This is a genomic window from Streptomyces sp. NPDC034670 (genome assembly GCF_055574875.1).
Window position 1 is genome coordinate 1 of sequence record NZ_JBVITR010000035.1, and the last position, 10,120, is coordinate 10,120.

Annotated in this window: 9 protein-coding genes; 7 read left to right on the forward strand and 2 right to left on the reverse strand. The window is 72.6% G+C overall.

The features are described 5' to 3' along the window. Positions 1-115: 115 nt before the first annotated feature. On the reverse strand, positions 116-2,434 hold the full coding sequence (locus ACZ56B_RS21875; protein ID WP_468793054.1) for a transglycosylase domain-containing protein: 2,319 nt from the start codon (positions 2,432-2,434) through the stop codon (positions 116-118). Between the two features lie 282 nt (positions 2,435-2,716). Between ACZ56B_RS21875 and ACZ56B_RS21880 the strand changes: the two genes are divergently transcribed. The 5 genes from ACZ56B_RS21880 (at position 2,717) to ACZ56B_RS21900 (ending at position 7,630) form a co-directional block, all read left to right on the forward strand. After that, positions 2,717-3,652: an SPFH domain-containing protein gene (locus ACZ56B_RS21880; protein WP_468793057.1), complete on the forward strand. Its 936-nt coding sequence runs from the start codon at positions 2,717-2,719 to the stop codon at positions 3,650-3,652. Then, positions 3,649-3,942 carry a type II toxin-antitoxin system antitoxin gene (locus ACZ56B_RS21885; protein ID WP_468793060.1) on the forward strand — a complete coding sequence of 98 codons (294 nt, stop codon included), beginning with the start codon at positions 3,649-3,651 and terminating at the stop codon, positions 3,940-3,942. Before ACZ56B_RS21880 ends, ACZ56B_RS21885 begins: the two co-directional genes overlap by 4 nt. Positions 3,943-4,047: 105 nt before the next feature. Further along, positions 4,048-4,572, forward strand: coding sequence for a PadR family transcriptional regulator (locus tag ACZ56B_RS21890; protein ID WP_468793063.1), 525 nt, complete (start codon positions 4,048-4,050; stop codon positions 4,570-4,572). Continuing rightward, positions 4,569-5,261, forward strand: coding sequence for an ABC transporter ATP-binding protein (locus tag ACZ56B_RS21895; protein WP_468793066.1), 693 nt, complete (start codon positions 4,569-4,571; stop codon positions 5,259-5,261). Before ACZ56B_RS21890 ends, ACZ56B_RS21895 begins: the two co-directional genes overlap by 4 nt. After that, on the forward strand, positions 5,258-7,630 hold the full coding sequence (locus ACZ56B_RS21900; RefSeq protein ID WP_468793069.1) for an FtsX-like permease family protein: 2,373 nt from the start codon (positions 5,258-5,260) through the stop codon (positions 7,628-7,630). The genes ACZ56B_RS21895 and ACZ56B_RS21900 overlap by 4 nt, the downstream gene beginning before the upstream one ends. A gap of 185 nt (positions 7,631-7,815) precedes the next feature. Here the strand turns inward: ACZ56B_RS21900 and ACZ56B_RS21905 are convergent, their stop codons facing one another. Continuing rightward, on the reverse strand, positions 7,816-8,760 hold the full coding sequence (locus ACZ56B_RS21905) for a LysR substrate-binding domain-containing protein (protein WP_468793072.1): 945 nt from the start codon (positions 8,758-8,760) through the stop codon (positions 7,816-7,818). A gap of 133 nt (positions 8,761-8,893) precedes the next feature. Between ACZ56B_RS21905 and ACZ56B_RS21910 the strand changes: the two genes are divergently transcribed. Both ACZ56B_RS21910 and ACZ56B_RS21915 read left to right on the forward strand, forming a co-directional pair. Next, positions 8,894-9,448, forward strand: a complete 555-nt coding sequence (locus ACZ56B_RS21910) for a peroxiredoxin (RefSeq protein ID WP_468793075.1) — start codon at positions 8,894-8,896, stop codon at positions 9,446-9,448. A gap of 6 nt (positions 9,449-9,454) precedes the next feature. Then, complete coding sequence (locus ACZ56B_RS21915) at positions 9,455-9,988, forward strand: alkyl hydroperoxide reductase (protein WP_468793078.1); 534 nt, start codon at positions 9,455-9,457, stop codon at positions 9,986-9,988. Positions 9,989-10,120 lie beyond the last annotated feature (132 nt).

A 10,120-nucleotide genomic window follows, 5' to 3' on the forward strand; every position in this document is an offset into this window, starting at 1 on the left:
CCCCCCCCCCCCCCCCCCTCCCCCCCCCCCCCCCCCCCTCCCCCCCCCCCCCCCCGCCCCCCCCCCCCCCCCCCCCCCCCCCCCCCCGCGCGTTCCTCCCCGTCCGCTCCTCCGCCTACTCCTGCCGCGCCTGCCGGTCCTGCCGGTCCTGGTCCGGGTCGCCCGGGTTCTCCGGGACGCCGATCGACGGCGACTGCGTCGGCGGGCTCTGGGTCGGGCTCTGGGTCGCCGGGTCCTGCGTCGGCTCCTCGGTGGCCGGTTCCTCGGTGGCCGACTCCTCGGTGGTCGGCTCCTCGCTCGGCGACTGCGACGCCGACGGCTCCTCGGTGGTCGGCTCCTCGCTCGGCGACTGCGACACCGGCGGCTCCGAGGGCGGCTCCACGGCCGCGCCCTGCCGCGTCTCCAGGTCGAACGCGCTGGTCCCCTCCGTCACGCCGAAGGTGTACGCCGCCCAGATCCGCGCCGGGAAGCCACCGCCGTTGACCCGGGGCTGGCCGCCCGCGCCGTACATCTTGACCTGCTTGTGCGGGGGCTCGTCGTCCTCGCCGAACAGGCCGACCGCGGTCACCAGGTCGGGCGTGTAGCCGACGAACCAGGCCGACTTGTTGTCGTCCGAGGTGCCGGTCTTGCCGGCGACCTGCTGGCCGCCGCGCAGCGGGTTGTCGCGGACGGCCCGCTGCGCCGTGCCGTCGTCGACCACGCCGGTCAGCACCGAGGTGACCGTGTCGGCGGCCTCGCGGCTGATGACCTGCTCGCCGACCGCGTCGGGCAGGGTGACGGTCCGGCTGCGGTGCTCCGCGGACTTGATGACCGCCGGGGTGGTCTTCCTGCCGTGGTTGTCGAGCGTGGCGTAGACGCCGGCCATCTCCAGGGGGCTGGCGCCCATGGAGCCCAGGGTCTGCGCGGGCACCGCCTGGAGGCCCTCGACGTCCATGCCGAGCCTGCCCGCGGTCTCCATCACCTTCTCCATGCCGACGTCGACGCCCATCTGCGCGAAGACGGAGTTGACCGACTTGTTCATCGCCGTCTGGACGGTGATGTCGCCGTAGTCGCGGTCGTCCTCGTTCTCGGGGGCGAAGCCGACCTTCCGGCCGCCGTCCACGACCGGGCGCTCGCTGGTGCCGTCGTAGACGGTGCCGGCCGTGATCGGCCGGCCGTCCTGCGTCTCGGCCGCCTCCTCCACGGCGGCCGCCAGGATCACCGGCTTGAAGGTGGAGGCGGGCTGGTAGTCGTCGCGGGTGGCGTTGTTGAAGTAGTGCTTCAGGTAGTCCACGCCGCCGTACATCGCCACGACCGCGCCCGTCTTCGGGTCCACGGACACGGCGCCGGCCTGGACGTCCGCGTCGACCTTGCGCGCCTTCGGGTCCAGCTCGTCGGTGAGCTGCTCCTTGACGGCCTTCTCCAGCGCCGCCTGCTTCTTCCTGTCGATGTTGAGCGTGACGGTCCAGCCGCCGGCGTCGACGAGCGCGTCGGCGTGCTTGGCGTCCTCGGCGCTGCCGTCGGCGACCAGTTGCTCCTTCAGCGCGGTGTTGGCCGCGTTCACCAGGTAGCCGGTCTGGCCCGCCATGCCCGGATCGCCCTTGGGCTCCTTGGGCACCGGGAACTCCATGCCCGCGCGCTCGGATCGGTCGAGCCAGCCCTCCTCGACCATGTTGTCCAGGACGTAGTTCCAGCGGTTCTTGACCAGCTTCCTGCCGGTCTCGGAGGCGACCGCCCAGTCGTACTGGCTCGGCGCCTGGAGCAGCGCGGCGAGGTAGGCGCCCTGCTCGACCGTGAGGTCCTCGGCGTCGACGCGGTAGTAGGCCTGGGCGGCGGCCTGGATGCCGTAGGCGCCCCGGCCGTAGTAGCTGGTGTTGATGTAGCCGGCCAGGATGTGGTCCTTGGACTTCTCCCGGTCCAGCTTCAGCGAGATGACCAGTTCCTTCAGCTTGCGCGAGACGGTCTGTTCCTGCGTCAGGTAGTAGTTCTTGACGTACTGCTGGGTGATCGTCGAACCGCCCTGCGCGCCCTTGCCGGAGACCGTGTTGAGCAGTCCGCGCGCGGTGCCCCTCAGGTCGACGCCGGCGTCGCTGTAGAAGGTCTTGTTCTCGGCGGCGACGAAGGTCCGCTGGACCGGCTTGGGGATCTGCGCCAGGTCGACGACCTCGCGGTTGACCTCGCCGGTGCGGGCCATGACCGAGCCGTCGCTGTACTTGTAGACGTTGCTCTGCCGGGTGGCGTCGGCGTTCCCCTCGGGGATGTCGATCACCATGTACAGCACGATGAAGGCGCCCATGCCGAGCAGGCAGAGCGCGAAGAACGTGCCGACGATCTTCTTCCAGGTGAAGAGGCGGCGTATGCCGCCGCGCCCGGCCGCCCGGGACGAACGGCCGCCGCCGGGTGCCGCTCGGCGCCCACCGCGCTGCCGTGCGCGTCTTTCCTCCGCTCGTCCCATGCTTCCGTTCCGCTCCGCTTCGTTCATGTGTGCGCTACTGCCACACAGGTTCGCCGATCGGGTCAGCTCAGAAAGCTAACACCGGGAGCTATGACAAAGGACGGCCGATCCGGCCTTTACGGACGTGACAATCAGCACCCGTCCGACTCCCGCCCCCCATGGAACCGACGTGCGAGAGGGGCGTGAGGTTGCCGGGATACGCTAAAGTGATATCACTTAGATAAGCAGACGCTAGCCGTGCGCACCGCGTGCGGAGGGCGCCCGAGGAAACGGGGGACCCCCATGTCCACACCTGACACCCAGGTCACGGCCGACGTGCCCGAGATGCCCGCGCCGCGCGTGCGGGAGTTCGCGGCGCACAGCATCGGCGGCGGCCTGGCGCTGCTGCTCGGCCTGGCCGGGCTGCTGGCCGGCGCGGCACTGGTCGCCGCCGCCACGGCGGTCACCGCGACCGGCGCCCAGGCCGCGCTGATCATCGGCGGCGTCCTGGTCGCGCTCGCCGCGCTCCTCGCGATGTGCGGGCTGAACATGGTGGCGCCGGGCGAGGCGCGGGTGGTCCAGCTCTTCGGCCGGTACCGGGGCACGATCCGGCAGGACGGCCTGCGCTGGGTGAACCCCCTCACCACGCGCGCCAAGATCTCCACGCGCGTGCGCAACCACGAGACCGCCGTCCTCAAGGTCAACGACGCGTACGGCAACCCGATCGAGCTCGCCGCGGTCGTGGTGTGGCGGGTGGAGGACACCGCCCAGGCGACCTTCGAGGTGGACGACTACGTCGAGTTCGTCTCCACCCAGACCGAGGCGGCCGTGCGGCACATCGCCATCGAGTACCCCTACGACGCCCACGACGAGGACGGCCTCTCGCTGCGCGGCAACGCCGAGGAGATCACCGAGAAGCTCGCCGCCGAACTGCGCGCGCGTGTGGAGGCGGCCGGCGTGCAGATCATCGAGTCCCGCTTCACCCACCTCGCCTACGCCCCCGAGATCGCCTCGGCGATGCTCCAGCGGCAGCAGGCGGGCGCGGTCGTGGCGGCGCGGCAGAAGATAGTGGAGGGCGCCGTCGGCATGGTCGAGGCGGCGCTGACCCGCATCGCCGAGCAGGACATCGTGGAGCTGGACTCCGAGCGCAAGGCGGCGATGGTGTCCAACCTGATGGTGGTGCTGTGCGGCGACCGCTCCGCGCAGCCGGTCCTCAACACCGGGACCCTCTACCAGTGACCGGCCCCGCGGACCCCTCCGAGGGGGCGGCCCCCCGGCGCAGGCCGCCGCAGCAGCGCAAGCAGGTGCTGCTGCGGCTGGACCCCCTGGTGTACGAGGCGCTGGCCCGGTGGGCGGGCGACGAGCTGCGCTCGGCCAACGCCCAGATCGAGTTCCTGCTGCGCCGGGCGCTCGCGGAGGCGGGCCGCCTCCCCGGCGGGGCGGGCCCCCTCCCCCGCCGGGGCCGTCCTCCCGCGCCGCCGGGCGACGCGCCCCGCCGGGCCCCCGGCGACCCCTCCGGCCCCCCGTGACGAAACCGTGACAACCGGCCCTCACCTGGGGGCCCGCACCCCCGGCCGCGATCCGCGCACGCGGCGTATACACGACGCGTATACACCGTGTGTAGAGTGCTCGGCATGTCCATCGGTCACACCCTCCTGGGGCTCCTGGAGTCCGGCCCGCGCCACGGCTACGACCTGAAGCGGGCCTTCGACGAGAAGTTCGGTCACGACCGGCCGCTGCACTACGGCCAGGTCTACTCGACGATGTCCCGCCTGCTGAGGAACGGTCTCGTCGAGGTCGACGGCATCGAGTCCGGCGGCGGCCCCGAGCGCAAGCGGTACGCGATCACCGACGCCGGCGTCACCGACGTCGAGCGCTGGCTCGCCACGCCGGAGAAGCCGGAGCCGTACCTGCAGTCCACGCTCTACACCAAGGTCGTCCTCGCGCTGCTCACCAGCCGCGACGCCGCCGACATCCTGGACACCCAGCGCTCGGAGCACCTGCGCAGCATGCGGATCCTCACCGACCGCAAGCGCAAGGGCGATCTGGCCGACCAGCTCGTCTGCGACCACGCCCTGTTCCACCTGGAGGCCGACCTGCGCTGGCTGGAGCTGACCGCGGCGCGCCTCGACCGGCTCCGCGAGGCGGTGACCCGATGACGACGGCCCCCGCCGGATCGCTCCTCGTGGCACAGGACCTGCGCAAGACCTACGGGCCGACCACCGCGCTCGACGGCGCCTCGTTCTCCATCCACCCCGGCGAGGTCGTCGCCGTGATGGGTCCCTCCGGTTCGGGCAAGTCGACCCTGCTGCACTGCCTCGCCGGGATCGTCACGCCCGACGCGGGCTCCATCCGCTACGACGGGCGCGAGATGGCCACGATGAACGACGCCCGGCGCAGCGCGCTGCGCCGCTCGGAGTTCGGCTTCGTCTTCCAGTTCGGGCAGCTGGTGCCGGAGCTGACCTGCGTGGAGAACGTCGCCCTGCCGCTGCGGCTGAACGGCACGCCCCGCAAGGAGGCCGAGCGGGCCGCCCTGACCTGGATGGAGCGGCTGGAGGTCGACGACCTGCGCGGGAAGCGGCCCGGCGAGGTCTCCGGCGGCCAGGGGCAGCGGGTCGCCGTCGCCCGCGCGCTGGTCACCGGCCCGCGGGTGGTCTTCGCCGACGAGCCGACCGGCGCGCTGGACTCGCTCAACGGCGAGCGCGTGATGGAACTGCTCACCGACGCCGCCCGGTCCACCAACGCGGCCGTCGTCCTGGTCACGCACGAGGCCCGGGTGGCGGCGTACTCCGACCGCGAGGTCGTCGTGCGCGACGGCAGGTCCCGGGACATGGAGCGCGCCGTATGAGTGCCCCGCGGGAGGACCGCCCCGCCCGGGCGGAGCCGGGAGCCCGCGGGAGGGCACGGGACCTCGCCATGGGCGTCCGGTTCGCCTTCGCGGGCGGACGCGAGGGCTGGATCCGGGCCGTGCTCACGGCCGTCGGCGTCGGCCTCGGCGTGGCGCTCCTGCTCCTCACCACCGCCGTCCCCAACGCGCTGGACGAGCGCCACCGGCGCGAGGAGGCGCGCCTGGACTACACGTACGGCCCGCAGGACAAGCCCCGGGCCGACGACACCTTCGTCATCGCCGACCGGGACACCGAGTACCGCGGCCTGGACGTCCGCGGCCGGCTGGTGGAACCGGAGGGGCCGAGGGCCCCGTTGGCGCCGGGGCTCGAGGAGTACCCGGCCGAGGGCGACATGGTCGTCTCCCCCGCGCTGCGGGAACTGCTCGCCTCCGACGAGGGGGAGCTGCTGCGCGCACGCCTGCCGTACCGGGACGTCGGGACGATCGGCGAGCAGGGACTCATCGGCTCGAAGGAACTCGCCTACTACGCGGGGGCCACGGGCCTGGCCGAGCACATCGACGGCTCCTCGGTGGCCCGCATCGACGCCTACGGCCCGCCCGAGCAGCGGGACGAGGAGTCGGACCCGGTCCTCGTGCTGCTGGTCCTGGTCATGTTCGTGGTGCTGCTGATGCCGGTCGCCGTGTTCATCGCCGCGGCCGTGCGGTTCGGCGGGGAACGGCGCGACCGCCGGCTGGCGGCCCTGCGGCTGGTCGGGGCGGACGGCGCCTCCGTCCGGCGGGTCGCCGCGGGCGAGGCGCTCGCGGGATCGGTGCTCGGGCTGGCGTTCGGCACCGTCTTCTTCCTGATCGGGCGTGAGGCCGCCGCGTCCGTCGAGGTGTTCGGCATCAGCGTGTTCCCGAGCTACATGGACCCCTCCCCGCTGCTGGCCCTGCTGGTCGCCGTCGCCGTCCCGGCCGCCGCGGTGCTGGTGACCCTGTTCGCGCTGCGCGGAGTGGTCATCGAGCCGCTGGGCGTGGTGCGCACGGCGCGGCCCGCGCGCCGCCGGCTGTGGTGGCGGCTGGTGGTGCCGCTGGCCGGCGTCGCGATGCTGGCCCCCATGATGGGGCAGGGCGCCGAGAACGGGAACTTCAACCAGTACTTCGTCGTCGGCGGTGTCCTCCTGCTCCTCATCGGCGTGACCGCGCTGCTGCCGTGGATCGTGGAGACCGTCGTCGCCCGCCTCGGCGCGGGCGGCGTCTCCTGGCAACTGGCGGTACGGCGCCTGCAGCTGAGCAGCGGCTCGGCGGCCCGCATGGTCAACGGCATCGCGGTGGCGGTGGCCGGGGCGATCGCCCTGCAGATGCTGTTCGCCGGCGTGGAGAGCGACTACACCAGGAACACCGGCCTCGACGTGACGCGGGCCCAGATGCAGGTCCGGGTGCCCGCGGGCCAGGACCTCGGCCCGGCCACGGAGAAGCTGGAGGCCACCGAGGGCGTGCGGAAGGTGTACGCCCTGTCCGAGGGGTACGTCTCCGACGCGCGGGGGGACGAGGAGGTGCGCCACGGCGCCGGCCTGACCGTCGGCGACTGCGCGGTGCTGCGCGAGGTGGCGGAACTTCCCTCCTGCCGTGACGGTGACGTGTTCGCCCTCCGGGGCAGCTACGACGACGAGGCCACCGAGGCGCTGAACGAGCCCGGCCGGACGGTCCACCTGGAGGCGCGCGGCGCGTCCAGGGGCGACTGGATCTCCTGGACGGTGCCGGAGGGCGTGAAGGGGGCCCGGTCGGTCACGGACCCGACCGGCACCCTGCGCGACGGCTTCCTGCTGACCCCGAAGGCGGTGCCGGACGACATCGCCCGGGAGGTCAGCGGAGAGCTGTACCTGGCGCTGGACCACTCGGTGCCGGACGCCCGCGAGCACGTGCACAACGCGGTGTTCGCCCTCGATCCGCTGAACCAGCCGGTGACCTGGAGCGCCACCGAGCGCTCCGACCGCTACGACAGCATCCGCACCGGGCTGCTGGTGGGCGCGGTGGCCGTGCTGCTGCTGATCGGGGCGAGCCTGCTGGTCTCCCAGCTCGAGCAGTTGCGCGAGCGTCGGAAACTGCTGTCGGCCCTGGTCGCCTTCGGCACCCGGCGGCGCACCCTGGGCCTGTCGGTGCTGTGGCAGACGGCGGTCCCGATCGGCCTGGGACTGCTGCTGGCCTCGGTGGTGGGCGTGGTCCTGGGCGCGGTGCTGCTGCGGATGACCGCGACGCCGGTCCGCGTGGACTGGCCGACCGTCCTGCGGATGACGGGCATCGGCGGCGGGGTCGTCCTGGCCGTGACCCTGCTGAGCCTGCCGCCGCTGCTGCGCATGATGCGCCCGGACGGCCTGCGCACGGAGTAAGGGAGCAGGGGCGGCGGCCGGGAGCGCCGGGAGGCGGAGGACGGGGACGGGGACGGGACGGGGACGGGGAGGGGTCCGGGACGCCGGGTGCCTCCCGGGCACCGGGAGGCACCCGGAGCGCCGGGAGGCACCCGGAGCGCCGGGAGGCACCCGGAGCGCCGGGAGGCGCCGGGGGTGACCGCGGGTCAGTCCCGCACCACCCGCACCGGCAGCTCCCGCATCGCCTCCCGCAGTGCCGCCGCCAGTTCCTCGTACTCCGCCGCCCTCGCCGCGCCCGCGCGCATGGCGAGGGCGATGCGGCGGCCGGGGGCCGGGTCGGCGAAGCGGCCGGTGAGGAGCCGGCTGGAACGGGTGGTCTCGAGCTGGACGGCGGTGCGCGGCAGCAGCGTCACCCCGAGGCCGCCCGCGACCAGTTGCACGAGGGTGGACAGCCCCGCCGCCGTCGTGGTGGCCGCGACTCCCGCGCGCCCGGCCTCCCGGCAGATGTCGAGGGCCTGGTCGCGCAGGCAGTGGCCCTCGTCCAGGAGGAGCAGGTTGAGCTCGCGCAGCGCCTTGCGGGGGATGCCCTCCCGGCCGCCGAGCCCGTGGCCGAGCGGTGTGATCAGCACGAAGTCCTCGTCGAACAGCGGGAGTTCCACCACGCCCGGGACCCCGAGCGGCACCGCGAGCAGCAGCAGGTCGAGCCGGCCGCCGGTCAGCCCGTCCAGCAGGCTGGCGGTCTGCTCCTCGTGCACCTGGAGGTCGAGGCGCGGATAGCGGTCGTGGACCAGCCGCAGGACCGTGGGCAGCAGGTACGGGGCCACCGTCGGGATCACGCCGAGGCGCAGCGCGCCGGTGAACGGCGCCTGCAGCGCGTCCGCCTCCTCGACCAGCGCACCGACCTCCGCCAGCACCGCCTTGGCGCGGGCGGCGAGCCGCTCGCCGGCCGGCGAGAGCAGGACCCTGCGCGTCGTGCGCTCCACCAGGGTGACACCGAGTGACTCCTCCAGCGCCGACACGGCGCCCGACAGGGCCGGCTGGCTCATCCCGATCGCCGCGGCGGCGTCCCGGAAGTGGAGGTGCTCGGCCACGGCGGCGAAGGCGCGCAACTGTGCGAGGCTCGGCTGCCTGCGCCTTTTACGCACGGTCACTAATAGCTACCTCCGATCAACACGACCGAGTGTAGCTATTTCCCTCATCAATGCACCCTGTGCCAACATCATTAAGGACCAACCCATGGGAAACCCCCGCAAAACGGGTGTTTCTTCGCTGCAAGGAGAGCACGTGCTCACTGTCGGTGACAAGTTCCCCGAGTTCGAACTGACCGCCTGCGTCTCGCTGGAGAAGGGCAAGGAGTTCGAGACGATCAACCACAAGACCTACGAGGGCAAGTGGAAGGTCGTCTTCGCGTGGCCCAAGGACTTCACCTTCGTGTGCCCGACCGAGATCGCGGCCTTCGGCAAGCTGAACGACGAGTTCGCCGACCGCGACGCCCAGATCCTCGGCTTCTCCGGTGACTCCGAGTTCGTCCACCACGCCTGGCGCAAGGACCACGACGACCTGCGCGACCTGCCGTTCCCGATGATGGCGGACTCCAAGCACGAGCTGATGCGCGCCCTCGGCATCGAGGGCGAGGACGGCTTCGCCCAGCGCGCGGTGTTCATCGTGGACCAGAACAACGAGATCCAGTTCACGATGGTCACCGCCGGCTCCGTCGGCCGCAACCCGAAGGAGGTCCTGCGGGTCCTGGACGCCCTGCAGACCGACGAGCTCTGCCCCTGCAACTGGACCAAGGGCGAGGAGACCCTGGACCCGGTCGCGCTGCTGGCGGGGGAGTGACCTGACATGTCGCTCGACTCCCTGAAGTCCCGTCTGCCGGACTACGCCAAGGACCTGAAGCTCAACCTGGGCTCGGTCATCGGCAACTCCGACCTGCCGGCCCAGCAGCTGTGGGGCACGGTGCTGTCGACGGCGATCGCCTCGCGCTCGGCCATCGTGCTGCGCGAGCTGGAGCCGGAGGCGAAGGCGAACCTGTCGCCGGAGGCGTACACGGCCGCCAAGGCCGCCGCCGCGGTGATGGCGATGAACAACGTCTTCTACCGCACCCGTCACCTGCTGTCGGACCACGAGTACGGCAACCTGCGCGCCGGCCTGCGGATGAACGTCATCGGCAACCCGGGCGTCGACAAGGTCGACTTCGAGTTCTGGTCCTTCGCGGTCTCCGCGATCAACGGCTGCGGCATGTGCCTCGACTCCCACGAGCAGGTGCTGCGCAAGGCCGGCGTGGAGCGCGAGGTGATCCAGGAGGCGTTCAAGATCGCCGCGGTGATCCAGGCGGTCGCCGCCACGCTGGACGCGGAGGCGGCCCTCGCGGAGTGACCCCGCGCCCGCCCGCGCACCGGGCCCGTCCACCGTTCGCGGTGGGCGGGCCCGCTGCCGTACGGGGGTCCGGTCGCGGGCGGCGCGCCGGGGGGGGGGGGGGTGGTCTGGCGGGGGGGGGATGTGGTTGTC